This window comes from Stenotrophomonas sp. YJH_SMC_6, from assembly GCF_059371335.1.
This window is the reverse complement of sequence record NZ_JCAFUM010000019.1, coordinates 29,863-55,364: the sequence shown is the minus strand read 5'-3', so window position 1 is coordinate 55,364 and position 25,502 is coordinate 29,863. Positions and strand designations below refer to the sequence as shown.

The window sequence follows — 25,502 nt, the reverse complement described above, 5'->3', positions numbered from 1 at the left end:
TCCAGCCGACCAACGGTCGGCTCTACCGAATTCCCATCCCCCAAGTGGACCTGACTCCCATGAGCAACAAAGACGTCGTTCTCGCCTTCTCCGGCGGCCTGGATACCAGCTTCTGCGTGCCGTACCTGCAGGAGCGCGGCTACAACGTGCACACCGTGTTCGCCGACACCGGCGGCGTGGATGATGAAGAGCGCGATTTCATCGAAAAGCGCGCCGCCGAACTGGGCGTGACCAGCCACGTCACCGTCAACGGTGGCCCGGCCATCTGGGAGGGCTTCGTCAAGCCGTTCGTGTGGGCCGGCGAAGGCTACCAGGGCCAGTACCCGCTGCTGGTCTCGGACCGCTACCTGATCGTCGATGCCGCGCTGAAGCGTGCCGCCGAACTGGGCACCAACATCATCGCCCACGGCTGCACCGGCATGGGCAACGACCAGGTCCGCTTCGACCTGGCCGTGAAGGCGCTGGGTGACTACCAGATCATCGCGCCGATCCGCGAGATCCAGAAGGAACACACCCAGACCCGCGCCTACGAGCAGAAGTACCTGGAAGAGCGCGGCTTCGGCGTGCGCGCCAAGCAGCAGGCCTACACCATCAACGAGAACCTGCTGGGCCTGACCATGTCCGGCGGCGAGATCGACCGTTGGGAAGCCCCGGGCGAGGGCGCTCGTGGCTGGTGCGCACCGCGCAGCGAGTGGCCGGAGCAGGCGCTGACCGTCACCCTGAAGTTCGTTGAAGGCGAAGCCGTTGAACTGAACGGCAAGGCGCTGCCGGGCGACCAGATCCTGGCCCAGCTCAACAAGCTGTTCGCCCCGTACGGCGTCGGTCGCGGCGTGTACACCGGCGACACCGTGATCGGCCTGAAGGGCCGCATCGTGTTCGAGGCCCCGGGCCTGGTCTCGCTGCTGGCCGCACACCGCGCGCTGGAAGATGCGGTGCTGACCAAGCAGCAGAACCGCTTCAAGCCGGACGTTGCACGCAAGTGGGTGGAGCTGGTGTACGAAGGTTTCTACCACGACCCGCTGAAGACCGACATCGAAGCCTTCCTGAAGTCCTCGCAGGCCAAGGTGAACGGTGAAGTGGTGCTGGAAACCCGCGGTGGCCGCGTCGATGCAGTGGCGGTGAAGTCGCCGCACCTGCTCAACACCAAGGGTGCCACCTACGCGCAGTCGGCCGACTGGGGCGTGGAAGAGGCCGAAGGCTTCATCAAGCTGTTCGGGATGAGCTCCACTGTCTATGCGCAGGTCAATCGTGGTTGACCTGTGACGGGGTGCCGGCCGCTGGCCGGCGCCTCGCAACGTCGATGGAGGGTAGTGCCGGCCGCTGGCCGGCTCGTGGCACGGCTGGATCATTGCGGAGCCGGCCAGCGGCCGGCACTACCGATTTCGAACCCTACGGATATTCAGACACATGCTTGAACAGACGCTCGATCACCTGCAGGCCCTGGTGTCTTTCGACACCCGCAACCCGCCGCGTGCGATCACCACCGGTGGCATCTTCGATTACCTGCGCGCGAACCTGCCCGGATTCAATGTCGAGGTGATCGACCATGGCGCGGGCGCGGTCAGCCTGTACGCCGTGCGTGGTACGCCGAAGTACCTGTTCAACGTGCACCTGGATACGGTGCCGGACTCGCCGCACTGGAGTGCCGACCCGCATGTGATGCGGCGCCTGGACGACCGCGTGGTCGGCCTGGGCGTGTGTGACATCAAGGGCGCGGCCGCTGCACTGGTGGCTGCGGCCAATGCCAGCGATGGTGATGCCGCGTTCCTGTTCTCCAGCGATGAAGAAGCCAACGATCCGCGCTGCATCGCCGCGTTCCTGGCCCGCGGCATTCCGTACGAAGCGGTGCTGGTGGCCGAGCCGACCATGAGCGAAGCGGTGCTGGCGCATCGCGGCATCAGCTCGGTGCTGATGCAGTTCGCCGGTCGTGCAGGGCACGCCTCGGGCAAGCAGGATGCGGCTGCCAGCGCGCTGCACCAGGCGATGCGCTGGGGCAATCGCGCGCTGGACCATGTGGAATCGCTGGCTTCGGCGCGCTTCGGTGGGCTGACGGGCTTGCGCTTCAACATCGGCCGCGTCGAAGGCGGGATCAAGGCCAACATGATCGCGCCCGCTGCCGAAGTGCGCTTCGGCTTCCGGCCGCTGCCGTCGATGAACATCGACGCGTTGCTGGCCACCTTCGCCGGTTTCGCCGAGCCGGAAGCGGCGGTATTCACCGAAACCTTCCGTGGCCCCAGCCTGCCGGCCGGCGACATCGCCGAAGCCGAGAACCGCCGCCTGCTGGCACGTGACGTGGCCGATGCGCTGGAACTGCCGATCGGCAACGCGGTGGACTTCTGGACCGAGGCCTCGCTGTTCTCGGCCGGTGGTTACACCACGCTGGTGTTCGGCCCGGGTGACATCGCCCAGGCCCACACCGCCGATGAGTTCGTGACGCTGGAGCAGTTGCAGCGCTACACCGAAGCCGTGCACCGCATCATCGCCGCCGGCGCCTGATTCTTCCCTTTCCGACGAAACCGAAATGTCTCCTGCCCTCCAGCCCCATCGCCAGACCCGCCAGACCATCGTGCGCCTGCTTTCCAGCATGGCCAGCGCGAAGGAGATCAGCCAGTACCTCAAGCGCTTCTCGCAGCTGGATGCCAAGCGCTTCGCCGTGGTCAAGGTCGGCGGCGCGGTGCTGCGCGACGACCTCGACGCGCTGACCTCTTCGCTGTCGTTCCTGCAGGAAGTCGGGCTGACCCCGATCGTGCTGCACGGCGCCGGCCCGCAGCTGGATGCCGAACTGTCGGCCGCCGGCATCGAGAAGCAGACCGTGAACGGCCTGCGCGTGACCTCGCCGGAAGCGCTGGCGATCGTGCGCCGGGTGTTCCAGCAGTCCAACCTGCGGCTGGTCGAGGCGCTGCAGCAGAACGGCGCGCGCGCCACCTCGATCACCGGCGGCGTGTTCGAAGCCGAGTACCTGGATGTGGATACCTACGGCCTGGTCGGCGAAGTGAAGAAGGTCAACCTGGCACCGATCGAGGCCAGCCTGCGCGCCGGCTCGATCCCGGTCATTACCAGCCTGGGCGAGACCGCCGGCGGCCAGATCCTCAACGTCAACGCCGACTTCGCCGCCAACGAGCTGGTACAGGAACTGCAGCCGTACAAGATCATCTTCCTGACCGGCACGGGCGGCCTGCTGGACGAGGCGGGCAACGTGATCGATTCGATCAACCTGTCCACCGAGTACGACCACCTGATCGCGCAGCCGTGGATCCACGGCGGCATGAAGGTGAAGATCGAACAGATCAAGGATCTGCTCGACCGCCTGCCGCTGGAATCGTCGGTGTCGATCACGCGCCCGGCCGACCTGGCCAAGGAACTGTTCACCCACAAGGGTTCGGGCACGCTGGTGCGCAAGGGTGAAAAGGTGCTGCGCGCCACCGCCTGGAACGAACTGGACCTGCCGCGCCTGAAGGGCCTGATCGAATCCAGCTTCGGCCGCGCGCTGGTGCCGGACTATTTCGAGAAGACCAAGCTGTTGCGCGCCTACGTCAGCGAGAACTACCGCACCGCGGTCATCCTCACCGACGAGGCAGAGGGCGTGTACCTGGACAAGTTCGCCGTGCTCGACGACGCGCAGGGCGAGGGCCTGGGCCGTGCGGTCTGGAACGTGATGCTGGAAGAGACGCCGCAGCTGTTCTGGCGCTCGCGCCATGGCAACCCGATCAATCACTTCTACTACGCCGAATCCGACGGCTGCTACAAGCAGGACCACTGGAAGGTATTCTGGTTCGGTGCCGATGGCATCGACCGGATCAAGACCTATGTCGATCATTGCGCGCAGCGCACCCCGAGCCTGCAGGGCTGAGCAATGAGCAACCTCGATGCCTGGAACACGGTTCCTACCCTGCGCGGCCAGCACGTAACCCTGCAGCCGCTGCAGATGGAACACGTGCCCGGCCTGCGCGATGCGCTTGAAGGCAGCGGCCTGGACCAGCTCTGGTACACCCAGGTGCCGTCGCCGGAACAGGCCGAGACCTATGTGCGGGCCGCGCTGCAGGCGCAGAGCGAAGGCAAGGTGCTGCCGTTCGTGATCCGTGATGCGGCTGGCGGAATCGTCGGCAGTACCCGTTTCTATGACATGGATGCCGGTGTGCCGAAACTCAGCCTCGGCTACACCTGGTATGCGCCGCGCGTGCAGCGTACCGGCGCCAACACCGAAGCCAAGCTGTTGCTGCTGCAGCACGCCTTCGAAACGCTGGGCTGCATCAGCGTGGTGCTGGAAACCAGCTGGTTCAACGCCACCTCGCGCACTGCCATCGCCCGCCTCGGCGCCAAGCAGGACGGCGTGCTGCGCAACCACAAGCGGCATGCCGACGGCACGCCGCGCGACACCGTCATCTTCTCCATCATCGATGCGGAATGGCAGGGCGTGAAGCGCCACCTGCAGTTCCGCCTGGACAGTCACGCATGAACGATTCGACCTTTACCCTTGGCATCGTCGGTGCCCGCGGCCATACCGGCGCCGAGCTGATCAAGCTGGTGGCCGCCCATCCGCGGCTGGAACTGGCTTTCGTCTCCTCGCGCGAGCGCGCCGGGCAGCGCCTGTCCGACCATCACCCGGAATTCCAGGGCGATCTGCAGTACGAGAACCTGGACGCCGACGCGGTGGCGGCCAAGGGTGTGGACGCAGTGATCCTGGCCCTGCCCAATGGCCTGGCCGCACCGTTCGTGGCTGCGCTGGAAGCGGCGAAGCCGGACACCGTCATCGTCGATCTCTCGGCCGACTATCGCTTCGACAACAGCTGGTACTACGGCCTGCCGGAGCTGACCCGCGGCCGCTACAACGGCCAGAAGCACATCAGCAACCCGGGCTGCTATGCCACGGCGATGCAGCTGGCGGTGCATCCGCTGCTGGACCTGCTGGCCGGTCCGCCGCAGTGCTTCGGTGTCTCCGGCTACTCCGGCGCCGGTACCACGCCGTCGGACAAGAACAACGTCGAACTGCTGGCCGACAACCTGATGCCCTACGCGCTGACCAACCACGTGCACGAGCGCGAGGTGTCGGTGCAGCTGGGCGTGGCTGTTGAATTCATGCCACATGTCGCGCCGCATTTCCGGGGCATCACGCTTACCGCCAACCTGTGGCTGAACCGCGTGCAGACCCGCGAACAGATCGTCGAGCGCTTCCAGCAGGCCTATGCCGGCGAACCCCTGATCGACGTGGTGGATGAAGCGCCGTGGGTCAGCCGCATCGCCGGCCGACACGGTGCCCAGGTCGGTGGCTTCACGCTCGCGCCGGGCGGCAAGCGGGTCGTCGTGGTGGCGACCCTGGACAACCTGCTCAAGGGCGCAGCCACCCAGGCCATGCAGAACCTCAACCTCGCGCTGGGCATCGATGAACTGATGTCCATCCCGCACTGAACACGCCTTCCGGAGCCCCCATGGCAGACCTTCTTTGGCAGAAGCCCGGCGTCGCTGTCGACGCCCAGATCCAGACCTTCCTCGCCGGCGACGACGTGATCCTCGACCGCGAGTTCTTCCTGCATGACATCGCCGCCAGCGCCGCACATGCACAAGGCCTGCAGCACATCGGCATCCTCAGTGCCGACGAGCTGGACGGCCTGCTGCGCGAACTGGAGGTGCTGGCGCAGGACTTCCGCGAAGGCCGCTTCGTGCTCGATACCCAGTATGAGGATGGCCACTCGGCGATCGAAGCCCGCCTGACCGAACGCCTCGGCGATGCCGGCCGCAAGATCCACACCGGCCGCAGCCGCAACGACCAGATCCTGGTCGCCACCCGCCTGTGGCTGAAGGAGAAGCTGCAGCGCGTGGCACAGCTCAGCGCCGAAGTGGCCAAGGTCGCGCTGGACCGCGCACAGGCCGAGAAGGACCTGCCGATTCCCGGCTACACCCACATCCAGCGCGCCGTAGTGTCCTCGGCCGGCATGTGGTGGGCGGGCTGGGCCGAGGCCTTCATCGACAATGCCATCCGCGCGCGTGACACCCATGCGCTGGTCGATGCCAATCCACTGGGCACGGCTGCCGGCTACGGCGTGAACCTGCCGCTGGACCGCGAGCACACCACGGCTGCGCTCGGTTTTGCGCGCATGCAGATCTCGCCGATCTACGCACAGCTGTCGCGCGGCAAATTCGAGCTGGCCGCGCTGGAAGCGCTCGGTGGTGCCACGCTGGACCTGCGCCGCATCGCCTGGGACCTGTCGCTGTTCACCAGCGCCGAGTTCGGCTTCGTCGCGCTGCCGGCGCAGTACACCACCGGCAGTTCGATCATGCCCAACAAGCGCAACCCGGACGTGATCGAGCTGATGCGTGCGACCCACGCCAGCGTCGCCGCAGCGCGCACCGAGATCGAGCAGCTGCTGTCGCTGCCGTCGGGCTACCACCGCGACCTGCAGTCGTCCAAGGGTGCCATCTTCCACGGCTTCGGCCGTGGCCTGGCCGCGCTGGAGCTGCTGCCGGCGCTGCTGGCCAACCTGGAATGGCGTGACGACAAGCTGCGTTCGGCCATCGATTCGGGCATGTATGCCACCGACGTGGCGGTGGAAGCGGCCGTGGCCGGCGTGCCGTTCCGTGAGGCTTACAAGGCCGCTGCGGCCGGTGCCGACAGTGCAGGGCAGGGGCGTACCCCGGAAGGCAGCCTCGCCGCGCGCGTGTCGCCGGGTTCGGCCGCCGACCTGCGCCTGGACGAACTGCGCGCGCGCTGGCAGGCGCTGTCCTGATGGCGGGCACTGTCTACCTGGTGATGGCGATGCGCCGGCCGGACTTCAACGATGCAGCGGTGCAGCCGCACCGCGATTTCCTCGATGCGTTGCAGGCGCAGGGCAAGCTGCAGCTGACTGGTGGTTTCGCCGACGGCAGTGGTGGCGCCTATGTGCTGTGCAACGTGGACAGCCTGGCGCAGGCGCAGGCCATCGTCGCCACCGATCCGCTGGTGACGATGCAGGCCTCCGAGCTGACCGTGCACGAATGGAACACCCGCTGAGACACTGACCGATGATCCAGCACGCTGCCAACGTCGCCTCGCCGTTCCCCGAACAAGCGCTGCCGCCATGGCGGCGTGCGGTGCTGAAGGTCGGCAGCAGCCTGCTGGCAGCCGATGGCGGCGGCCTGTCACCACGCCACGCGCTGGGCCTGGCGCAGTTCGTCTCGGCCAATGTCCTGGCCGGGCGCGAGGTGGTGATCGTGTCTTCCGGCGCGGTCGCTGCCGGGCGCGCGATCCTGCCGCGGGCCGATGAGCCTGGCGCGGCGATGGCGGCGCGGCAGGCGCTGGCTGCGCTCGGCCAGGCCCAGCTGATCGGGCTCTGGCAGCGCTTCTTCGAGCGCCCGGTGGCGCAGGTGCTGCTGACCCATGACGACCTGCGCAACCGCCGCCGCTACCTCAACGCACGCGCCACGCTCAACGAACTGCTGCGGCTGGGCGCGTTGCCGGTGGTCAACGAGAACGACACCGTGTCGGTGGACGAGCTCAAGCTTGGCGACAACGACAACCTGGCGGCGACGGTGGCGGCGCTGGTCGATGCCGATGCGCTGTTCATCGCCACCGATATCGATGGCCTGTACAGCGCCGACCCGCGCACCGTGGCCGACGCGCGGCCGCTGCACGACGTGCCGGAACTGAGTGACGAGGTGCTGGCGATGGCCGGCGGCGCCGGCTCGCGCGCCGGTACCGGCGGCATGCGGACCAAGCTGGAAGCGGCAGCGAAGGCGGGTCGTCTCGGCATCGAAACCTATCTGTTCAATGGCCGCAGCGGTGACGTGGTACGCGCGCTGGCCCAGGACCGCCTGTTCGGTACCCGTATCCACGCCGCGCGCAGCCGTGAGGCGGCCCGCAAGCACTGGCTGCGGCACGCGCCGCTGGTCGAGGGTGCGATCGTGATCGATGCCGGCGCGGCGCAGGCGATGCGCGAGAAGGGCGCCTCGCTGCTGCCCGGCGGCATCACCGGCGCGGAGGGCATGTTCCGCCGTGGCGACATGGTGCAGGTGTGCTGGAACGCGCCACAGGGCCGCGTCTGCGTGGCGCGCGGGGTCAGCCAGTACGCGGCCGATGATGTGCGCCGGATCGCTGGCCGCCATTCGCGCGACATCGAGGCCGTGCTGGGCTACAACTACGGTGGCAGTGTCGTCCATCGCGACGATCTGGTGCTGCCATGACCGGTTTGAAGGACTCCCCGATGAGCGAAATCGAAGCGCAGGCGCGTGCCTGCCGTGACGCGGCCCAGATCGTTGCCGGCCTCGACAGTGCGGCGCGCCGCACGCTGCTGCTGGCAATGGCCCAGGCGCTGGAAGTGAATGCCGGGCTGATCCTGGCCGGTAATGCGCGCGACCTTGCCGCTGCGCGCGAGAAAGGCATTGGCAGTGCCATGCTCGACCGCTTGGCGCTGGACCCGGCACGCCTGTTCGCGATGGCCGAAGCCGTGCGTGAGGTCGCCGCGCTGCCCGATCCCGTCGGCCAGATCACCCGCGACGATGTGCGTCCAAACGGCATCCGCGTGCAGAAGGTGCGCGTGCCGCTGGGCGTGATCGCGATGATCTACGAGGCGCGCCCGAACGTGACCGCCGAAGCGGCCGCGCTGTGCCTGAAGGCGGGCAATGGCGTGATCCTGCGCGGTGGTTCCGAAGCGATCCACTCCAACACCGCCATCGCCCAGGCGCTGGCCGGCGCCCTGCAGGCCAATGGCGTACCGGCGGCGGCAGTGACCGTGCTGACCGACCTGCGCCGCGAAGCAATGCTGGAGCTGCTGCAGCTGCATGAACTGATCGATCTGGCGATTCCGCGCGGCGGCGAAGGCCTGATCCGCTTCGTTGCCGAGCATGCGCGGGTGCCGGTGATCAAGCACTACAAGGGTGTCTGCCACCTGTTCGTGGATGCCAGCGCCGACCTCGGCAAAGCCATCGACCTTCTGGTGGACGGCAAGTGCAGCCGTCCGTCGGCCTGCAACTCGTTGGAAACCCTGCTGGTGCATCGTGATGTGGCCGAAGCCTTCCTGCCGCGCGTGGCGCAGGCGCTCGGTGAGCGTGGCGTGGAGCTGCGCGCGGACACGAACGCGCAGCCGCTGCTGCCGGGCAGCACCGCCGCCAGCGAAGACGACTACGCTGCCGAGTTCCTCGACCTGGTGCTGGCCGTGCGCGTGGTTGATGACCTCGAGGCGGCCATCGCGCACATCCGTGCCTATACCTCCGACCATACCGAAGTGATCGCCACCGAAGACGCCGGCCATGCCGAGCGCTTCGTCAACGCACTGCGCTCGGCGGTGGTGATGGTCAATGCCTCGTCGCGCTTCTCCGACGGTGGACAGCTGGGCTTGGGCAGCGAGATCGGCATTTCCACCACGCGCCTGCATGCGTACGGCCCAATGGGCCTGGAAGCACTCACCGTCGAACGATTCGTCGTGCGCGGTGAAGGGCAGACGCGCAAGTAGATCCACGCGATGCGCGGATGCCCTTCGCGGTAGACCCCGGTGCCGACCAAGGTCGGCGCCCACCAGGCCCAAGCGCCGACCAGGGTCGGCAGCTACCCAAGCAAGCGCCGACCCGGGTCGGCGACTACCGGGGCGTCACACCACCTCGCGGCGGATACCGATCGGCCGCGCGTGATCGTCCATGTGCAGCGTGGCGGCCTTGCAGCCCAGCAGGCGCTCGGCAAGGCCGGTGCTGGCACCCAGATCGGCCGCGACTTCATTGAGGCTGGCCAGCGGTCGCGGCAGGCGTCGCTCGTGGCCACGGAAGCGCGCGCGGTTGTACTCGGCCCAGCCGATCAGCAGCACGCTGGCACACAGCAGCATCAGCGGCAGTGCCACCAGCACATAGGGGTCGAACTGGCTTTGCCGTTCGTACAGCTGCTGCCAGGCCAGCTGGCCGCCGATCAGCCACGAGAACAGGGTCACCAACGGTGCCCACAGGTAGAAGTAGAACCCCCAGAACGCGAGGGTGACGAAGCCCCAGGCGGTGCGCTGGAAGCGTGGTTGGCGATGCGGCTTGCGGATCATCCGCGAGTCGAAGCGGTTGGACGGGCGTTGTGCGTTCATCGGATCCCCCGATCGGGACTGGTCCAGGTGGCGCGCTTGCTGCGACGGCGCAGCAGGGTCTTCGGCAACGCCACCAGGGTGGTGGAAAGACTGATCAGCCAGTACGCCATCGGGTACCAGATGACCCAGAAGTAGTTGCGTCCAATCTGTGTTTCGTAACGACGGTCGATGATCAGGCTGCTGGCGAACTGCATCAGGCAGACCAGGGCCAGGATCACGCCATGCCATTGCGGCAGCAGGCTGGCGATGTACAGCTGCGGCGGCATGTCGATGAGCTTGCCCAGCACCCACAGCACCACGATGAACAACATGGTGTAGGCCCAGATCACGCTCAGCACGTACTCCAGCAGTACGCCCCACATGCGCCGTTCCTTCCAGTGCAGCAGTGAACGCGCATGCCGCAGCATCACTTCCACGCCACCCTGCGCCCAGCGCAGCCGTTGCCGCCACAGACCCTTCAGCGTTTCCGGCATCAGGATGAAGCACAGCGCGTTGGGTTCGTAGCGGATGTCCCAATGCGCACGCTGCAGGCGCCAGCTGATGTCGATGTCTTCGGTCACCATGTCGTCCGACCACCAGCCGACCTGGTGCAGGGCGGTGCGGCGAAAGCCGGCGATCACTCCGGAGATGGTGAAGATGCGCCCGTACACGCGCTGCGCGCGCTTGATCATGCCGATGATCGAGGAGAATTCGGCCACCTGCAGGCGTCCAAGCAGGGTGGAACGGTTGCGGATGCGCGGGTTGCCGGTGACCGCACCGACGCGGTTGCCGCTGACCAGGTGCCAGACCATCCAGTGCAGGGCGTGTTCCTCCAGCATGGCATCGCCATCGATGCACACCAGGTACTCCGAGCGGGCCGCCAGCGCACCCATGCGCAGCGCGTTGGCCTTGCCGAGGTTGCGGTCCAGGTGCAGCACGCGCAGCCGCGGATGCTTCGCCGCCAGCACGTCGAGCCGGGCGCCGGTGTCATCACTGCTGCCATCGTCGATGGCGATCACCTCGTAGTCGGCCGGATAGCGCTGTGCCAGCGCCGCGCCGAGTGTGTCGTCGAGGTTCGCGGACTCGTTGTGGCAGGGAATCAACAGGCTCGCGAACGGTGGATCGACCATCAGCGGCGGGTCGTTGCGTGGGCGCGAATGGCGTTCGCGCCGGAAGTAGTAATACAGGCCGCCCGACATCCAGAAGAACGCCATCACCATCGGGTAGTAGAAGGCGAACTGGAACAGGACCTGCAGCAGCGGGTGCATGTCCATGTCACTTCTCCGGGTACGGGAAGTTGCCGGCGGACATCGCCGCGCGGGCATCATGGGTGGAAGGCTGGCTGGCGATGAAGTCGTCCGGGTACCAGGCGAAGTGGTGCACGCCCTGCGCCTGCAGCTGGCGGATCTGCGCGCGCAGCCGCTCGGCGGGAATCGGTTGCCCGCTGCGCCAATCGACGGTCTGCAGTTCGAACAGGGTGTGCTGCAACTGGGGATCGTGCGCACGCACCGCGGCCAGCAGCTGGTCGAGCCAGCGTTCCGGATGCCTGCTGCCTTCCATCCACGGCATCGCCATCAGTGCGGTCTGGTCGTAGGCCTTGTTGAACAGGTCCAGGCGCTGCGCGAACCAGGCTTCGCTCTGCGGACGCAGTACCGGCTCCGCGTACAGGTTGCGCACCGTGGCCAGCTTCGGCCGCCAACGCTGCGCACTGTCGCGCAGGGCCAGGGTGAAGTCGATCAGCGCCCGGGTGCGAGCGCTGCCATCGTCGCCGGCCGCCAGCGTCGGCAGTTCTGTGTCGCGCAGGTAGCCATCATCATGGAAGAGCAGGCCTTCGAAGTACGAGTTGACGGCCAGATCCTCGTAGATGTCGAGCATGATCTGGCGTGCCTTCGGATTGGTGAAGTCCAGCCGGTACATGCCGTCGGCATCGCCGTTGTGGATCGCCAGTGCCTTGCGCTGCACGGGGTCGGGCAGCTCGAAGCCGAGCACCGGCAGCCATGCGTAGACCTTCACCCCCGCGCGCGACTTCAGCTGCCAGGCGACCCGGCTGAACAGGTCCGCGCGCATCGGCATGTGCCGGTTGGGGAAGTACAGTGCATCGGCGGTGTTGTTGCCGTCCGGATCGGCGAACGCCTGCAGGTAGACGTGGGTGGGCGAGATGCGTTTGACCCGCTCGATCAGCGCATCGAGGTTGCGCCCCTGCTGCGCCGGGTCCGGGTCGTACACATCATCCAGGTCGACCTGCAACGCGCGGATGCCGTCGAGCGCAACGTCGCGCCGCAGCTCGTAGGCCAGGCCCTCCACGGTCGGGTTGTCGCTGAGCAGGAAGCGCGCCAGCCCATGCAGGTCGCTGGCCACTGGCGTGCTGCGGCCTTCCAGATCGAAGGACACCGGCATGCCCAGCTGTTCGGCGATGTCGTTGCTCAACTGGTTGTAGGCCGCGTACGGCCAGACGATGGCGCGCGGGCGCACGCCCAGATGCTGCTGGATGCGCTGCACGCTGCGGCCGAGATCGGCGCGCAGGCGCTGCTCGTACTGCGCCTCGCTCTCGTAGCTGCGCGTGGCCGGCCGGTAGATGCGGGTGACCACCGCTGGCGTCGAATTGCCCTGCGGATTGGCAAGCACTCCGTGGTGCAGGTCGTCTGTATGGCTGGCCACTTCGATCAGGCCGCTGTCGTGCATCTGCTTCAGCTGCGCCCAGGTAACGAAGTCATCGTGGCCGAACGGCCGGTAGCCATAGTCGATCGTGCGCCCGGGCGCCATGTCCACGTAATCGGTGATCACTGCCACCAGCGCCGGGTAGCGGTACGCCTGCAGCAGCGGGAACGCCTTGTCGTAGACGCTGCGCAGGCCATCATCGAAGGTCAGCAGTACCGGTTTCGGTGGCAGCGTGGCGCGTCCCTGGGAGGCGTCGATCACCTGCGACAGCGACACCGGGTGGTAGCCGTGTGCCCCCAGCCAATCCAGGTGCGCGGCGAAGTTCTGCGTGCTCACCGCGTAGGTGTCGGCGTCTCCCTTGGCCGCGACCCGGTCGCGGATGTCGTGGTAGCTGAGGATCAGCAGGCCGTTGTCAGTGGCATCGAGATGCAGGGCCTGCTGCGCGAATGCCGGCGGCGTGGCGGCCAGCAGCAGGAGCACGATCAGTCGCAGGATGCGGGCCATGTCACTCTCCCCAGCGCAGTGCGGCTTCGAAGCCGATATGACGCTCGCGGTGGCCGTCGTAGACCGGCCGCGACCAGCGCACGCCGTACTCGAACACGCGGCCCTGGCCCAGCTGCCATTCGTGCATGTAGGACACCGAAGGGACCAGAGCGCTGCCGAAGCCATCCTGCCAGTAGTCACCCAGCGAGACCGTCAGGCGGTGCCGGAAGTGGCGCTCGTAGTGCCGCCACAGCTGCTGGTCGATGCGCAGCCCGATCTCGACCATGCGGTCGCGCTTCGGGTTGAAGTAGGGCGCGTCGTCGCGGCTGCCCCGGCTGGTGTAGGCACTGGCCAGGCCGTCGATCAACCAGCGCGGGCGGGTCAGCAGGCGCTGTTCGATGCTGGTGCTGAACAGCTCGCGGTGGTTGCCGTCGTCGTAGCGGAAGCGGCTGGCGCCGAACATCCAGTGGGTCAGCTCGCTGCGCCGGTAGTCGACCTGCGCGCTCACGCTGTCAGCGGTGATGCCCGCCACGCGCGCCTGCATCGAGGCTTCCGGGTCATTGCGTGCGGCCACCAGCCCGGCATGCCAGTAATCGTTGAACTGCCAACCCACGCCGATGCGCAGGCCGGTATCGCCAATGTGGTCGTTGGCGCGCAGTACCGCCGCTTCCGCATCCAGCTGGCCAAAGCGGTAGCGTACGCCCGCGCCCAGCCACAGCGGGTCGATGCGCTGGTCCTGGAAGTCGACCGAGCGCCTGTCGGCGAAGGCGAACAACCGCCAGCGGTCGTCGAGCACCGGTGTCTGCACTTCCATGCCGTAGTGACGGTCGTTGTTGCCCAGCGGCGAGGTGCCGCCACCGCCGGAGCTGCGACCAATGTCGGTCCATGCCTTCAGCTGCCAACCGCGATGCGCGCGCCAGGCCTGGTCCATGCGTTCGACGGCGGGTTGGGTCGGGTAGCGTGCGACAAGATCGTCGTGCAGTGGCCTTGCCAGGTCATCGCGCTGCAGGGCGACGTAGGCCTCCTCCATGCCCAGCCGCGGCTCGATGTCGCGAGGGTCCAGCGCATGTGCCATCTGCTGGCGCTGCAGTGCCATGCGTGGCCATCCGCGCATCATGTACACGCTGCCCAGCGCGCTCTGCAGGCCGCCGTTGCCCGGTGCGATGTCGACCATCGATTCCAGGTCGTGCTGTGCGGTGCGCAGGTCGCCGCTGTAGGCGCGTACCATCGCCAGATTCAGGTCGGCCTCGTAACGTGACCAGTTCGCGTACGGTGACTTGCCGTTGCTCCAGCGCCACGCCGGCTCCTTGTCACGCCAGGCCTGCAGCAGGTCGATCGCCTTTTCCTGCTGCTCGCTCTCCAGGTAGGCATAGGCCAGTTCCGAATGCGAGGCATCGCGTGCCGGGTCGCCGGCCACTGCCGCCTGCAGCACCGGTATGGCTTCTTCCGGATGCAGGGTGCCCATCAGCGAATCGCCGACCGCAGGCAGCACATAGTCGGGCAGGGCATGGCCTTCGGCCTGCAGTGCGCGGGCTTCCTCGCGCACCTGCGCATGGCGGCCCAGCCGGTTGAGCAGGATCAGCCGGTCCATGCGGACGCGAAGCGGCGCCTGCGCGGGCGGGGTGCCTTCGCTGCCCAGGTAGCGCTGCATGCGCGCCAGGGTCGATTCGGCTTCTTCCAGGCGGCTGTCTTCGCTGCTGCTGTAGGCCAGGCTCCAGACCACCAGCTTGGCCAGGTAGTCGCCTTCGATGCGTTGCTTCTGTGCAGCGTCGAACAGCTGCGGGCGCTGCTGGTACAGCTCCCAAGCGCGCCAGGCGTTGCCGATGTCGCCCAGGGTCAGTACGCGCAGCTTGAACAGCAGGTCGTCGTTGGGTTGCTCTTGGCTGGCGCGCTCGATCGCGCCGAGGGCATCCAGCCAGCGGGCCTGGTCGCGGTAGCGGCCGATCTCGGCCAGGGCCGCCTCGCGGTCAGGCGGGGCAGCGCTGCTGGCCCAGGCCAGGGCGGTACAGGCAAGGCCGACGCAGAGCGCCAGCCGGCGGTGGACAACCATTGGGGACCCCCTTGGCTTCCGAACCAGACAACCTGAGAAATGTGACGCACATCACATGCCAGCTTTTGGCGTGGCCGTGGCCCGCGTCACTCCCTTCGTGCATTCCCGTCCAGCAAGGACGGATACAAACCCGGACAGCGACCTGCAATGTCTTGTCTGAAACGAGAGTCCCCCGCACACCGAATGGCGGCCTGGGCGGCGCTGCCGCCCCCATGCCCGATGCCGGCACGCGGCAAGGATGGGCATTCGTGGGCACTATCCGCCCGGAATTGTCAGCCCGGTGTCAAAATGCGCAGACGGGCTGACGAGCGGTAGGTAGGGCCGGTTGCGAGGCCCTGCGCGGCTTACCAGAGGTCTTCCAGCTTGCGCGGCTTGCAGGCCACCCAGGAGGCGCACAGCATCAGGGTGGCGCAGCCGAACAGGAAGCTGAACGGGAGCGTCCAGCCGTTGCTGACCGTATGCAGCCAGCCGACCAGGAACGGCCCCAGACAGCTGAAGCTGTAACCCACGCCCTGCATGAAGCCGGACAGTGCCGCCGAGCCGGTGGGGGTGCGCGTGCGCAGGTTGATCAGGGTCAGCGCCAGCGGGAAGGTGGATGGACCGACGCCGAGCAGGCACGCCCACAGCAGGGGGGCCTTCATCGGTGCCAGCAGCAGGCCGGTGAAGGCGATCACGAACGAGAAGAAGCCGATCAGCACCAGCGGGAACGGGTTCTGCATGCGAACTGCCATGGATGGAATGACCAGCGACGGCAGCAGCCCGAGCGCCGAGAACACCGCCACCATCACGCCACCAAAGGCCGGTGTGCCGCCGGCCTCGACCACGATGCGTGGCAGCCAGGTGAACATCGAATAGGTCATCAGCGAAGTCATGCCGAACATCAGCGTCATGCTCCAGCCCAGTGAGGTGCGCCAGACTTTCCCATGCGGCTGTGCGGCCGGGTCGGTGGCATCTGCCTGCGGCTTCGGTGCGCGCCTGGCCAGAACCAGCCACGGCAATGCTGCGGCCAGTGCCAGCAGTGCCCACATGCCCAGCGACACGCGCCAGCCAGCGGCGTTGGCCATCGGCACCGCGAGCAATGCGGGCAGCATGGTGCCCAGCTGCAGCACGCTGATGTAGAGCGTGCTCATGGTGCCGACCTTGTTGGCGAAATAGCGCTTCACCAGCGGCGGCACCACCACGTTGCCGATGCCCATGCCGGCCAGTGCCAGCACCGAACCCAACAGCAGCGTACCGACGTTGCCGGCGCTGGAACGCAGCAGCAGGCCGGCCATCGCCATCACCATCGCCAGCAGCGTGGTGCGCTCCAGGCCCAGGCGCCGCGCCAGCGCCGGCGTGGCCACGCCGAACAGCGCGAACGAGGCGGTCGGCAGCATGCCCAGCACGCCGGTCATGGTGGTGCCGAAGCCGAACTGCTGGCCGAGCACGTCCAGCAGCGGGGTGATCGAGGTGACCGCAGTGCGCAGGTTGACCGCTGCCAGCAGGATCGCGGCAAACGCGAGGACACGACCGTGCAGCAGCGACGGCGAATCGGAAGTGGAGGAACTCATCGGTGGTCCTTGCAGGTGTCGCACGCCGGTGCAATGGCATGCAGCGCCGGCATCGGTCTACGCCGAAGCGGCAGGTGGGGGTGGGGGCTGCTGGCGGGCCGGCAGCGCGGCCATTGTACGTGCGGGCTCCGGCAAGGTCCCGTCATGCGGGCGGCCAGGTGCCCTGATACAAAAAAACCCGGAGGACAGTGATGTCTTCCAGGCTTCTTGGTGACCACCGAAGTGGTCGGGGAGACAGGATTCGAACCTGCGACCTCTACGTCCCGAACGTAGCGCTCTACCAGACTGAGCTACACCCCGAAGGGAGCCGCCTATTCTAGCGATTCACCCCGATGGCGGCAAGGGGTGAATGCTGTTTTCTTCACACTGCCGAAGCAGTGCCACTTCAGGGAACAAAAAAGCCTGGACGACTTCACCAGGCTTCAATGCGACCACGTGAGTGGTCGGGGAGACAGGATTCGAACCTGCGACCTCTACGTCCCGAACGTAGCGCTCTACCAGACTGAGCTACACCCCGAAGGAGCCGCCTAAGATACCGTGTGAAGGCCAAGGCGGCAAGGCTTTTTTACAGCTCAGCGACGATTTTCCTTCTCGATGCGGTTCTGCTCGCGGGCTTCGAACCACATGCCGTTGAGGATGGCCACCGTCGAGGCGAGGCCGGCACCGAGAATCCAGGCGAAATACCACATGATCAGTCTCCTTCATTCCGGGTAGGTGCCGACCGTTGGTCGGCACACGTGCAAGCAATCAATACGCGTTCGGGTTGTTGCCCATCTCTTCGGTGGTGGTCTTGCCCTTCAGCACGCGGTACACCCAGGTGGTGTAGGCGAGGATGATCGGCAGGAACACCGCCGTGGCCAGCAGCATGATCCACAGGGTCAGGTGGCTGGACGAGGCGTCCCACACGGTCAGGCTGGAGGTGGGCTGGCTCGAGGACGGCAGCAGGAACGGGAAGATCGCAAAGCCGACGGTCAGGATGATGCCGGCGATGGCTGCCCCGGAGGCGATGAAGGCCAGGCCGCCGCGACGGGCCCGCAGCAGTACCGCACTGGCCAGCAGGCCGGCCAGGCCCAGCAGCGGCGCCAGGATCGTGGCCGGCATGGCGCTGTAGTTGCGCATCCAGCCACCGGCGGCGCCGAGTTCGGCGGTCTTCAGCAGCGGATTGGTGGCGCCGTCGGTGACCACCTGCGAGGTGACCTGGTAACCCGGCAGGCCGAAGGCCACCCAGGCACCGCCCACCGCGAACAGCACGAAGGCGATGATCGCGGCGATGCTGCCGAAACGGGCCGCACGTTCGGCCACCGGGCCGTCGGTCTTCAGCACCAGCATGGCGGCACCGTGGGCGACCAGCATCGACACGCTGAGCAGGCCGGCCAGCAGCGCGAAGGGCATCAGCAGGCCGAAGAACGAGCCGGTGTAGAAGATGCGCATGCTGTCATCGAAGTGGAACGGCACGCCCAGCACCACGTTGCCCACCGCCACGCCCATGATCAGCGCCGGGATGAAGCCACCGATGAACAGCGCCCAGTCCCAGGTGTTGCGCCAGCGCTCGCTGGGCATCTTGCTGCGGAACTTGAAGCCGACCGGTCGCAGGATCAGCGCGAACAGGATCACGAACATCGCCAGGTAGAACCCGGAGAAGCTGACCGCGTAGAGCGGCGGCCATGCGGCGAAGATCGCGCCGCCGCCCAGGATCAGCCACACCTGGTTGCCTTCCCATACCGGACCGATGGTATTGATCACCAGCCGGCGCTCAGCGTCGTTGCGGGCGACGAAGGGCAGCAGGGTGCCCACGCCCAGGTCGAAACCATCCATCACGGCGAAACCGATCAGCAGGATGCCGAGCAGCAGCCACCAGATCACGCGCAGCGTGGTGTAGTCCAGAAGAATGAAATCCATCTTGGTTCTCCTGCCTCAGGCCTGGCCGGCGGCCGGCGCCGAGGCATTGTGGGAAGCATGCGGCTGGGGCGACTGCAGTGACGGCAGCACCTCGTCCGGACCCTTGCGGATCGCCTTGAGCATCAGCTTGATCTCGACCACGATCAGCGCGGTGTAGATGGCAGTGAAGCCGGCCAGGGTCAGCACGATTTCATGCAGGGCCAGCCCCGATGCTGCATAGAAGGTCGGCAGCACGCCATCGACCGCCCACGGCTGGCGACCATACTCGGCCACGAACCAGCCGCACTCGATCGCGATCCACGGTGCCGGCAGCGTCCACAGGGCCAGCTTGAGGAACCAGCGCTTGTCCTGGAAATTGTTGCGGCAGGAGTAGTAGAAGGCCAGGGCGAAGAAAGCGATGAGGTAGAAGCCGAGGCCGGCCATCACGCGGAAGGTCCAGAACAACGGCATCACGCGCGGCACCGTGTCCATCGCCGCCTGCGAGATTTCCTGCGGGGTGGCGTTGAGGATGTCATCACGATAGCGCTTGAGCAGCAGGCCGTGGCCCAGGTCCTGCCAGTGACGGTCGAACATCTCGCGCGCTTCAACGTCGTTCTTGTTGGCGCGCAGGCGTTCCAATGCACCGTAGGCCAGCTGGCCGCCACGCACGCGGTGTTCGGCGCGCTCGACCAGTTCCAGGATGCCGGGAATCGGCTGGTTCAACGAGCGGGTGGCGATCAGGCCCATCAGGTAGGGGATCTTCACCGCGTAGTCGTTCTGGTGGGTCTCCTGGTTCGGGATGCCGAAGGCGGTGAAGTCGGCCGGCGCACGCTCGGTCTCCCACATCGCTTCGATCGCGGCCAGCTTCATCTTCTGGTGTTCGCTGGCGGCGTAACCGCTCTCGTCACCCAGCACGACCACCGACAGCGATGACAGCAGGCCGAACGCCGCGGCCACCGCAAACGAACGACGGGCCAGGTCCTTGTGCTTGTTGCGCAGCAGGAACAGCGCGCTGATCGCCATCACGAACACCGCACCGGTCACGTAGCCGGCGCTGACGGTGTGCACGAACTTGGCCTGCGCCACCGGGTTGAACACCACCGCCATGAAGTCGACCACTTCCATGCGCATGGTTTCCGGGTTGAACACCGCACCGGTCGGGTTCTGCATCCAGCCATTGGCCACCAGGATCCAGATCGCCGACAGGTTGGTCCCCAGCGCCATCAGCCAGGTCACCATCAGGTGCTTGACCTTGCTCAGGCGGTTCCAGCCGAAGAAGAACAGGCCGACGAAGGTCGCTTCCAGGAAGAACGCCATCAGGCCTTCGATGGCCAGTGGCGCACCGAAGATGTCACCCACGTAGTGGCTGTAGTAGGACCAGTTCATGCCGAACTGGAATTCCATGACGATGCCGGTGGCAACGCCCATGGCAAAGTTGATGCCGAACAGGACGCCCCAGAACAGGGTCATCCTGCGCCAGATCTCCTTGCCGGTCATCACATACACGCTCTCCATGATGGCCACCATGAAGGACAGGCCGAGGGTGAGCGGTACGAATAGGAAGTGGTACATCGCGGTCAGCGCGAATTGCAGCCGCGACAGTTCTACGACTGTCTGATCAATCATGGCCTGGCTACCTCGTTGGATAGTGCCGTTGCAGGTGGCGGGAAGGGTGGTCTACGACGTGAATGATGTGACCGACTACTTCAAACAGCCTTGATCCAGATCAATGTATGAACAGGTGCCCCGGTTGATCGTATGCCAACCTGATGAAGACTGCGACCGCCGGCCGCAGGGGCGGGCTATTGCCTGCGCCTACAATGCCGTGTCTCCCCCGTTGCCCGTGAAGACCTCTTGAGCGCTGCCGAAACGACCCCTGATGGCCTGTCCCCGGAAGCTGAAACCGCCCGCCAGCGGCGTGTGCGCACGGCCTGGCTGGCCGACCTGGCACGCTCCGCCCGGGGCCGCCAGCGCCTGGCCGCGCTGTGCATCAGCCTGTCCGGCGCACTGTTGATCGGCCAGGCTGCCGCCATCGCCTGGCTGGTGCAGCAGGTGCTGGTGGAGCGCGTGCCGCTGGCCTCTGGCCTGCCGGTGCTGGCGGGATTGGCGGTGATCCTGGTGCTGCGCACCCTGCTGGGCAGCGCCACCCAGGCCGCCGCCGGTGACGTGGCCGACGCCGCACGCCTGGCATTGCGCGAACGCGTGTTCGCACGCCTGCTGGGCCACGGCCCACTGTGGCTGCGGCAGCGCCGCACCGGCGAACTGGGCGAACTGATGCTGCATCACGGTGATGCGATCGAGAGCTATTACAGCGGCTTCCTGCCGGTGCGCACTGAAGTGGTGGTGGTGCCGCTGCTGATCCTGGCCGCGGTGGCCTGGGTGGACTGGGTGGTGGCGCTGATCCTGCTGTTCACCGCGCCACTGGTGCCGTTCTTCATGATGCTGGTGGGCTGGGGCGCCGAAGCGGCCGGCCGTGCGCAGCTGGGTGAGCTGGCACGCATGAGCGGCCATTTCGCCGACCGGATCAAGGGCCTGGGCCTGCTACGCCTGTATGGCCGCGGTGACGCCGAGCTGGAGGGTATCGAGGCCGCCGCTGAAGGCGTGCGCGTGCGCACGCTGAAGGTGCTGCGGATTGCCTTCCTGTCGTCCACGGTGCTGGAATTCTTCGCCTCGGTGAGCGTGGCGATGGTGGCGCTGTACCTGGGCCTGAGCTATCTGGGCATGATGTCGCTGCATGCAGCGGTGCCGACGCTGGGTGCGGGGCTGTTCTGCCTGCTGCTGGCACCGGAATTCTATGCGCCGCTGCGACGGCTGGCCGCGCACTACCATGATCGCGCCAATGCACTGGCCGCCGCCGCCGAAGTGGAGCGCCTGCTGCAGTCGCTGCCCGATGAGCAGGGCCTGGTCGAGAACGAGGTTGCACCGCTGGCGGTGGAGCCGGCCGAGGCCGCGTTGCCGCCGCTGCAGGCACAAGGGCTGGTGCTGCGCCCGCTGGGCGCGCCGCAGGATGTGCTGCAGGATCTGGACCTGCGGCTGGAGCCGGGCCAGCGCCTGGCCCTGGTTGGTCCCAGCGGCTCCGGTAAAAGCACCCTGCTGGAAGCGCTGGCCGGCTGGCTGCCGCCGCGCGCCGGCAAGCTGCAGCTGCGGCCTGGCGTGCAGGTGGCTTATGCCAGCCAGCGCCCCTACCTGTTCCACGGCAGCATCGCCGACAACCTGCGGCTGGCTGATCCCGGTGCCAGCGATGCGCGGCTGCGCGCGGTGGCCGAGGCCGCGCAGGTGCTGCAGTTCGCACAGCGCCTGCCACAGGGCCTGGACACGGTGATCGGCGAACGTGGCTTCGGCCTGTCCGGCGGCGAAGCCCGTCGTATCGGCCTGGCCCGGTTGTTGCTGCGCGACCCGCAGGTCCTGTTGCTGGACGAACCCACCGCGTTTCTCGACGCCGATACCGAGGCCGCACTGCTGCGCAGCCTGGCTGCCTATGCGCGGGGTCGCAGTGTGGTGGTCGCCACCCACAGCCCGGCGGTGATCGCCTGGGCCGACCGCTGCCTGCTGCTGCCGGAAGGGCGCCTGGTCGAACCGGCACAGGCGGTGCGCGCATGAGCCGTTCGCCTGATTCGCTGCGCGCGGTGTTTCTGCGCCATCGGCCGCGCCTGCTGCTGACCGTGCTGCTGCTGTGGACCACCATGCTGGCCGGCACCGCATTGCTCGGCCTGTCCGGTGGCTTTCTCACCGCCGCCGCGTTGGCTGGTGCGGCCGGCCTCGGCCAAGGCTTCAACTTCTTCTCACCGTCCGCGGGCATACGCGGGCTGACGATGGCGCGCATCGTGTCGCGCTATTTCGAGAAGCTGGTCGGCCACGACGCCACGCTGCGCATCGCCCGCGACCTGCGCGTGTGGTTCTTCCGCCGCGCGTTGCCGCTGGCACCCGCACGGTTGGGGGCTACGCGCACCGGCGACCTTCTGGCGCGCCTGCTCGGCGACATCGGTGAAGTGGACGGCCTGCTGGTGCGTGCGATCGGGCCGCTGCTGGCGTTGGGCGGATTGTCGCTGGTCGCGATCGTTTCGGCAGCACTGATCCTGCCGTCGGCTGCGGTGCTGCTGGCGGTGCTGGCGCTGCTGATCGCCTTCGGCGTGCCGTGGCTGGGCGTGCGTGGCCATGACGACGAAGAGGCCGACCGTGCCGCGCACCGTGCCGCATTGCGCACCGCGGCCTTTGAAGGGTTGGAAGGTGCGGGTGACCTGGCCGCGCTGCATGCCGATGCAGCGTGGCAGCTGAAGGTGCGCGTGGCAGCCAAGCAGCTGGCCTCGCGTGACCGCCGCCGCCGCTGGCGCCTGATCGCGGCCTCGACCCTGCACGGCCTGGTGGCGGGGCTGGGCCTGGTGGCGATGCTGGCGTTGGCCCTGCACGCGGCCGAGCAGCAGCGCATCGCACCGGAAATGGCCGCAGGTTTGGTGTTCCTCACCGTGGCGTTGGTCGAGCTGTGGGCCGGCATGGGCCTGGCCTGGCAGTCGCTGCAGTCCGGGCGCATTGCCGCCGATCGCCTGCAGGCGATCGTCGAGCAACCGCCGACGGTGGACGATCCGCAGGCGCCACAGGTGGTGCCGCCGGCTGCGCGCGTGCATTGGGATGACGTGCATTTCCAGTGGCCAGGCGGCGCGCGGCCGGTGTTGTCCGGCCTGCAGCTGACCCTGGCGCCAGGCGAACGCATCGCGATTCGCGGCGACAGCGGCAGTGGCAAGACCACGCTGTCGAGCCTGCTGCTGCGGCTGTGGGATCCGCAGCAGGGACGGCTGACCTACGGTGGCCGCGACCTGCGTGATTTCGCCCAGGCCGAATGGCACCGGCAACTGGCGTGGCTGCCGCAGAACGCGCCGGTGTTTGCCGGCAGCGTGGCCGAGAACCTGCGGTTGGGTGATCCCGATGCCAGCGACGCCGCCTTGTGGGCGGTGCTGCGCCGCGTGCGCCTGGGCGAATGGGCCGAGCGCAACGGCGGCCTGCAGGCCTGGGTGGGCGAGAACGGCGCGACGATGTCGGCCGGGCAGGCGCGGCGGTTGGCGTTGGCCCGTGCACTGCTGCGCAATGCGCCGATCCTGCTGCTGGACGAACCGACCGAAGGCCTCGACGTGGATACCGCACGCGCGCTGTTGCAGGACCTTTCCGGTTTGCTGGACGGGCGCAGCCTGTTGATGATCACCCACGACGACCTGCCCGAAGGCGTGGTCGATGCGCAGTACCGGTTGCGCGACGGGGCTCTGGTCCGCGAAGCGTGAACCGGTAGTGCCGGCCGCTGGCCGGCAACCTCATGGCGCCTGATACGGACACGGAATTGCCGGCCAGCGGCCGGCATTACCCATTCGAACGGTTACCGCGAGAACTCGCGCAGCATCACCGCGATCGAGGCCACGTTGGCCAGCACGCACAACCAGAACACCCACTGGAATGCGGCCTTGCGGTGCTTGTGTCGGAACAGCGCCTGGCCCAGCAGCGCGCCCGGCCAGCCACCGGCAAAGGCCAGCAGTTGCAGGGTGCGTTCGGGAATGCGCCATTGCTTTCGCTGCGCCGCGCGCTTGTCCTGGCCGTACAGCGCGAACGACACCGCGCTGGTCAGCATGCACCAGCCGCCCAGCCACAGCGGCAGCACACCGCTGACCATCAGCGCGATCAACGCGCCGAACGCGGCCAACGCGAGGTTACGCCGCCACGCCACTTACAGCGCGTCGAGGAAGCCGCGCACGGCGGGGCCGAAACGCTCGAAATCGACCAGGAAGGCGTCGTGACCCTGCGGTGACTCCAATCCGATGAAATGGGCGTCAGCGCCTCCGGCACGCAGGCCATCGGCGACCTGTTGCTGCTGCTGCACCGGGAACAGGATGTCGGTGTTGGCGCCGATGGCCAGCGCCTTCTCCACCCGGATCTTCGCCAGCCCGGCCAGCACATCGCCATCGGCATACTCGGCCAGGTCGAACCAGTCCATCGAGCGGCTCAGGTACAGATAGCAGTTGGGGTCGAAGAAACGCACGAAGCGCCGTGCGTGGCCTTCCAGGTAGCTTTCCACCTGGAATTCCAGACCGAACGGATCGTCGTCGGTCTGGTCCGAATCCAGCCGCACGCGGCCGAAGCGGCCATCCCATTCCAGTGCCGAGCGGTAGGTGATCACGCCCAGCTTGCGCGCCATGCGCATGCCGGACTCGGGATACGCGTCGTCGTCGTAGTGGCCACCATTCCAGCGTGGATCAAGGCGGATCGCTTCGCGCTGCAGCGAGCGGATCGCGATGGAGAACGGCAGCGCCTGCGCACTGCCGGAAATGTTGACGTGGCTGCGCGCGATGCCCGGGTGAAGCATCAGCACGGCCAGCGCGGTCATGCCGCCCATCGAATTGCCGACCACGCAGGCCAGCTGTTCGATGCCCAGGGCGCGCACGACTTCGATCGCGGCGCGCGCGCCGTCTTCGATCGACAGCTCGGGGAAGTCGAGACGATACGGTTGGCCGGTGGCCGGGTTGAGCGAGGCCGGACCGGTCGAGCCCTTGCAGCTGCCCAGCGAGTTCACGCAGACCACGAACCAGCGGTCGGTATCGATCGCCTTGCCGGGTCCGACCATGCCTTCCCACCAGCCCGCTGCCGGGTTGGCGTCGTTGGCTGCCGCATGTGCATCCGGCGAGAGGCCGGTCACGATCAGGATCGCGTTGCTGGCGTCGGCCGCCAGTGTTCCCCAGGTCTCATAGGCGACGCGCGCGCCGTGCAGGGCGCCGCCGCGCTTGAACGGGAAGGGCGAGGGCAGGGCGTGGAAGCGGGTGCCGGGCGGGATGAATTCGGTCATGCAGGCATTCTAGCGGGGCCGCATGTGGAGCTGGCGACACGCTGGTTTCCATCGGC

Annotated in this window: 21 protein-coding genes and 2 tRNA genes; 11 read left to right on the top strand and 12 right to left on the bottom strand. The window is 67.2% G+C overall.

The annotated features are described in order from the left end of the window. The first annotated feature begins 59 nt into the window (after positions 1 to 59). From AC5P9N_RS20005 to AC5P9N_RS19965, 9 genes are all read left to right on the top strand, one after another. Complete coding sequence (locus tag AC5P9N_RS20005; protein ID WP_005410368.1) at positions 60 to 1,256, top strand: argininosuccinate synthase; 1,197 nt, start codon at positions 60 to 62, stop codon at positions 1,254 to 1,256. A 151-nt stretch (positions 1,257 to 1,407) separates the two neighbouring features. Beyond that, positions 1,408 to 2,496 (top strand): acetylornithine deacetylase, encoded by a 1,089-nt coding sequence (locus AC5P9N_RS20000; RefSeq protein ID WP_099484817.1) that lies wholly within the window; start codon positions 1,408 to 1,410, stop codon positions 2,494 to 2,496. 25 nt (positions 2,497 to 2,521) lie between these two features. Then, entirely contained in the window at positions 2,522 to 3,850 is a 1,329-nt protein-coding gene (locus AC5P9N_RS19995; RefSeq protein WP_005410366.1) for an acetylglutamate kinase, read from the top strand. Positions 3,851 to 3,853: 3 nt separating this feature from the next. Continuing rightward, complete coding sequence (locus tag AC5P9N_RS19990) at positions 3,854 to 4,456, top strand: GNAT family N-acetyltransferase (RefSeq protein ID WP_065183461.1); 603 nt, start codon at positions 3,854 to 3,856, stop codon at positions 4,454 to 4,456. After that, on the top strand, positions 4,453 to 5,406 hold the full coding sequence (gene argC, locus AC5P9N_RS19985) for an N-acetyl-gamma-glutamyl-phosphate reductase (protein ID WP_005414005.1): 954 nt from the start codon (positions 4,453 to 4,455) through the stop codon (positions 5,404 to 5,406). Before AC5P9N_RS19990 ends, argC begins: the two co-directional genes overlap by 4 nt. A gap of 20 nt (positions 5,407 to 5,426) precedes the next feature. Further along, positions 5,427 to 6,722, top strand: a complete 1,296-nt coding sequence (gene argH / locus AC5P9N_RS19980; RefSeq protein ID WP_049460530.1) for an argininosuccinate lyase — start codon at positions 5,427 to 5,429, stop codon at positions 6,720 to 6,722. Next, complete coding sequence (locus AC5P9N_RS19975) at positions 6,722 to 6,985, top strand: YciI family protein (protein WP_005414003.1); 264 nt, start codon at positions 6,722 to 6,724, stop codon at positions 6,983 to 6,985. The genes argH and AC5P9N_RS19975 overlap by 1 nt, the downstream gene beginning before the upstream one ends. An 11-nt stretch (positions 6,986 to 6,996) precedes the next feature. Next, a complete protein-coding gene (gene proB, locus AC5P9N_RS19970; RefSeq protein WP_024958393.1) occupies positions 6,997 to 8,154 on the top strand; it encodes a glutamate 5-kinase in 1,158 nt (385 codons plus the stop codon). Continuing rightward, positions 8,151 to 9,422, top strand: coding sequence for a glutamate-5-semialdehyde dehydrogenase (locus AC5P9N_RS19965; RefSeq protein WP_099484816.1), 1,272 nt, complete (start codon positions 8,151 to 8,153; stop codon positions 9,420 to 9,422). Before proB ends, AC5P9N_RS19965 begins: the two co-directional genes overlap by 4 nt. Positions 9,423 to 9,557: 135 nt before the next feature. Here AC5P9N_RS19965 and pgaD read toward each other — a convergent pair whose 3' ends face one another. The 10 genes from pgaD to AC5P9N_RS19915 form a co-directional block, all read right to left on the bottom strand. Further along, positions 9,558 to 10,028, bottom strand: a complete 471-nt coding sequence (gene pgaD, locus AC5P9N_RS19960) for a poly-beta-1,6-N-acetyl-D-glucosamine biosynthesis protein PgaD (RefSeq protein ID WP_005410359.1) — start codon at positions 10,026 to 10,028, stop codon at positions 9,558 to 9,560. Next, positions 10,025 to 11,281, bottom strand: coding sequence for a poly-beta-1,6-N-acetyl-D-glucosamine synthase (gene pgaC / locus AC5P9N_RS19955; RefSeq protein WP_005414000.1), 1,257 nt, complete (start codon positions 11,279 to 11,281; stop codon positions 10,025 to 10,027). The genes pgaD and pgaC overlap by 4 nt, the downstream gene beginning before the upstream one ends. A 1-nt stretch (position 11,282) precedes the next feature. Beyond that, a complete protein-coding gene (gene pgaB, locus AC5P9N_RS19950) occupies positions 11,283 to 13,169 on the bottom strand; it encodes a poly-beta-1,6-N-acetyl-D-glucosamine N-deacetylase PgaB (RefSeq protein WP_164212679.1) in 1,887 nt (628 codons plus the stop codon). 1 nt (position 13,170) lies between these two features. Next, the gene (gene pgaA, locus AC5P9N_RS19945) at positions 13,171 to 15,198 is read right to left on the bottom strand and encodes a poly-beta-1,6 N-acetyl-D-glucosamine export porin PgaA (RefSeq protein ID WP_099484814.1); all 2,028 of its coding nucleotides are present in this window, start codon (positions 15,196 to 15,198) and stop codon (positions 13,171 to 13,173) included. A gap of 344 nt (positions 15,199 to 15,542) precedes the next feature. After that, positions 15,543 to 16,748: a CynX/NimT family MFS transporter gene (locus tag AC5P9N_RS19940; protein WP_005413997.1), complete on the bottom strand. Its 1,206-nt coding sequence runs from the start codon at positions 16,746 to 16,748 to the stop codon at positions 15,543 to 15,545. Between the two features lie 223 nt (positions 16,749 to 16,971). Next, positions 16,972 to 17,048, bottom strand: a tRNA-Pro gene (locus AC5P9N_RS19935). 140 nt (positions 17,049 to 17,188) lie between these two features. Beyond that, a tRNA-Pro gene (locus AC5P9N_RS19930) sits at positions 17,189 to 17,265 on the bottom strand. Between the two features lie 55 nt (positions 17,266 to 17,320). Beyond that, positions 17,321 to 17,437, bottom strand: coding sequence for a cytochrome bd-I oxidase subunit CydX (gene cydX / locus AC5P9N_RS19925; RefSeq protein ID WP_005410354.1), 117 nt, complete (start codon positions 17,435 to 17,437; stop codon positions 17,321 to 17,323). A 58-nt stretch (positions 17,438 to 17,495) separates the two neighbouring features. Then, complete coding sequence (gene cydB / locus AC5P9N_RS19920) at positions 17,496 to 18,647, bottom strand: cytochrome d ubiquinol oxidase subunit II (protein ID WP_099484813.1); 1,152 nt, start codon at positions 18,645 to 18,647, stop codon at positions 17,496 to 17,498. A 15-nt stretch (positions 18,648 to 18,662) separates the two neighbouring features. Next, positions 18,663 to 20,252 (bottom strand): cytochrome ubiquinol oxidase subunit I, encoded by a 1,590-nt coding sequence (locus AC5P9N_RS19915; protein WP_005410352.1) that lies wholly within the window; start codon positions 20,250 to 20,252, stop codon positions 18,663 to 18,665. A gap of 228 nt (positions 20,253 to 20,480) precedes the next feature. Here AC5P9N_RS19915 and cydD point away from each other — a divergent pair, with 228 nt between their 5' ends. Further along, positions 20,481 to 22,226, top strand: a complete 1,746-nt coding sequence (cydD, locus tag AC5P9N_RS19910) for a thiol reductant ABC exporter subunit CydD (protein ID WP_049397940.1) — start codon at positions 20,481 to 20,483, stop codon at positions 22,224 to 22,226. Further along, the gene (gene cydC / locus AC5P9N_RS19905) at positions 22,223 to 23,896 is read left to right on the top strand and encodes a thiol reductant ABC exporter subunit CydC (RefSeq protein WP_043035341.1); all 1,674 of its coding nucleotides are present in this window, start codon (positions 22,223 to 22,225) and stop codon (positions 23,894 to 23,896) included. Before cydD ends, cydC begins: the two co-directional genes overlap by 4 nt. Before the next feature lie 92 nt (positions 23,897 to 23,988). Here cydC and AC5P9N_RS19900 read toward each other — a convergent pair whose 3' ends face one another. Continuing rightward, on the bottom strand, positions 23,989 to 24,333 hold the full coding sequence (locus AC5P9N_RS19900; RefSeq protein WP_043035340.1) for a DUF1294 domain-containing protein: 345 nt from the start codon (positions 24,331 to 24,333) through the stop codon (positions 23,989 to 23,991). Further along, the gene (gene metX / locus AC5P9N_RS19895) at positions 24,334 to 25,446 is read right to left on the bottom strand and encodes a homoserine O-acetyltransferase MetX (protein ID WP_043035339.1); all 1,113 of its coding nucleotides are present in this window, start codon (positions 25,444 to 25,446) and stop codon (positions 24,334 to 24,336) included. Positions 25,447 to 25,502 lie beyond the last annotated feature (56 nt).

Excerpts from the sequence above, each read along its gene's own strand:
- AC5P9N_RS20005 (WP_005410368.1), top strand. The coding sequence starts at position 60 with ATGAGCAACAAAGACGTCGTTCTCGCCTTCTCCGGCGGCCTGGATACC.
- AC5P9N_RS20000 (WP_099484817.1), top strand. The coding sequence starts at position 1,408 with ATGCTTGAACAGACGCTCGATCACCTGCAGGCCCTGGTGTCTTTCGAC.
- AC5P9N_RS19995 (WP_005410366.1), top strand. The coding sequence starts at position 2,522 with ATGTCTCCTGCCCTCCAGCCCCATCGCCAGACCCGCCAGACCATCGTG.
- AC5P9N_RS19990 (WP_065183461.1), top strand. The coding sequence starts at position 3,854 with ATGAGCAACCTCGATGCCTGGAACACGGTTCCTACCCTGCGCGGCCAG.
- argC (WP_005414005.1), top strand. The coding sequence starts at position 4,453 with ATGAACGATTCGACCTTTACCCTTGGCATCGTCGGTGCCCGCGGCCAT.
- argH (WP_049460530.1), top strand. The coding sequence starts at position 5,427 with ATGGCAGACCTTCTTTGGCAGAAGCCCGGCGTCGCTGTCGACGCCCAG.
- AC5P9N_RS19975 (WP_005414003.1), top strand. The coding sequence starts at position 6,722 with ATGGCGGGCACTGTCTACCTGGTGATGGCGATGCGCCGGCCGGACTTC.
- proB (WP_024958393.1), top strand. The coding sequence starts at position 6,997 with ATGATCCAGCACGCTGCCAACGTCGCCTCGCCGTTCCCCGAACAAGCG.
- AC5P9N_RS19965 (WP_099484816.1), top strand. The coding sequence starts at position 8,151 with ATGACCGGTTTGAAGGACTCCCCGATGAGCGAAATCGAAGCGCAGGCG.
- pgaD (WP_005410359.1), bottom strand. The coding sequence starts at position 10,028 with ATGAACGCACAACGCCCGTCCAACCGCTTCGACTCGCGGATGATCCGC.
- pgaC (WP_005414000.1), bottom strand. The coding sequence starts at position 11,281 with ATGGACATGCACCCGCTGCTGCAGGTCCTGTTCCAGTTCGCCTTCTAC.
- pgaB (WP_164212679.1), bottom strand. The coding sequence starts at position 13,169 with ATGGCCCGCATCCTGCGACTGATCGTGCTCCTGCTGCTGGCCGCCACG.
- pgaA (WP_099484814.1), bottom strand. The coding sequence starts at position 15,198 with ATGGTTGTCCACCGCCGGCTGGCGCTCTGCGTCGGCCTTGCCTGTACC.
- AC5P9N_RS19940 (WP_005413997.1), bottom strand. The coding sequence starts at position 16,748 with ATGAGTTCCTCCACTTCCGATTCGCCGTCGCTGCTGCACGGTCGTGTC.
- cydX (WP_005410354.1), bottom strand. The coding sequence starts at position 17,437 with ATGTGGTATTTCGCCTGGATTCTCGGTGCCGGCCTCGCCTCGACGGTG.
- cydB (WP_099484813.1), bottom strand. The coding sequence starts at position 18,647 with ATGGATTTCATTCTTCTGGACTACACCACGCTGCGCGTGATCTGGTGG.
- AC5P9N_RS19915 (WP_005410352.1), bottom strand. The coding sequence starts at position 20,252 with ATGATTGATCAGACAGTCGTAGAACTGTCGCGGCTGCAATTCGCGCTG.
- cydC (WP_043035341.1), top strand. The coding sequence starts at position 22,223 with ATGAGCCGTTCGCCTGATTCGCTGCGCGCGGTGTTTCTGCGCCATCGG.
- metX (WP_043035339.1), bottom strand. The coding sequence starts at position 25,446 with ATGACCGAATTCATCCCGCCCGGCACCCGCTTCCACGCCCTGCCCTCG.